1 protein-coding gene is annotated in these 1,056 nt (G+C 63.1%); it reads left to right on the forward strand.

Features of this window, described 5'->3' with window-relative positions; translation table 11 throughout:
* Positions 1-103: 103 nt before the first annotated feature.
* Positions 104-1,033, forward strand: coding sequence for an IS110 family transposase (locus PMI11_RS15615; protein ID WP_007818607.1), 930 nt, complete (start codon positions 104-106; stop codon positions 1,031-1,033).
* Positions 1,034-1,056 lie beyond the last annotated feature (23 nt).

The following is a 1,056-nucleotide window of genomic DNA, read 5'->3' on the forward strand; positions in this document are numbered from 1 at the left end:
GCCCGTGGGAGAGCGTGGGTCTCCGTCTGCCGTTCCATCGAACCCGAACAGTCGCCAGGGCCGCTTGCGAAAGCAAAGCCCGCTTAGGCAAGGATGGGATCAGATGGAGACGATCGTTGGCATCGATGTTTCGAAGAACCGGCTCGACGTGGCAGTCATACCGCAGGGCGAGGCCTTTGCTGTCGGCAATGACGATGCCGGCATTGACGAACTGATCGGCCGGCTGAAGGCGATCGGCGCCGATGCGATCGCACTTGAGGCGACGGGCGGCTTCGAGACACTGGCTGTAGCCGGGCTGTCATCAGCGGGGTTGACGGTCCTCGTCGTCAATCCGGCGCAAGTGCGCTCCTATGCCAATGCCATCGGCCGCAGGGCCAAGACCGATCCGATCGATGCCGCCGTCATCGCCGCCTTCGTGCTGGCGACGAAGCCGGAGATCCGGCCGTTGCGCGATGCTCAGACGCAGGCTCTTTCCGAACTCGTGGCCCGCAGGCGCCAGATCGTGCAGATGATCGTGGCTGAAGAGAACCGGTTGCGCATGGTGCTGGCAAAGCAGGCGCAGAAAAGCATCAAGCGATTATTGACCGCCTTGCGGCGCGAACTCGAAAGCCTCGATGCCGATCTCGACGACCATATCCGCAAGTCGCCGATATGGCGGGTACGCGAAACACTGCTCGTCTCCGTGCCGGGCGTCGGGCCGACAACGGCCCGCACACTCCTGGCCGAGCTGCCCGAACTCGGCAGTCTCGACCGGCGCCAGATCGCTTCGCTGGCAGGCCTTGCACCCTGGACGCGGCAATCGGGAACATGGAAGGGCAAGAGCTTCATTGGTGGCGGCAGGGGCAAGGTGCGGGCCGTGCTGTTCATGGCCGCCCTCGTCGCCAGCCGGCATAACCCAAGCCTCAAGGCCTTCCGCGACCGTCTTGTGGCCGCCGGCAAACCCAAAATCGTCGCCATCGTCGCAACCATGCGAAAACTGCTCACCATCCTCAACGCCATCATTCGAGACAGCAAACCATGGCAAAACGCTTGACTGAAAAGACAGTCGCTCTCCCC

Origin of the sequence: Rhizobium sp. CF142 (genome assembly GCF_000281145.1) — a bacterium.
GTDB lineage: Bacteria > Pseudomonadota > Alphaproteobacteria > Rhizobiales > Rhizobiaceae > Rhizobium.

What these genes read in the sequence shown, in the direction of transcription:
- PMI11_RS15615 (WP_007818607.1), top strand. Translation starts at nt 104, where the DNA reads ATGGAGACGATCGTTGGCATCGATGTTTCGAAGAACCGGCTCGACGTG.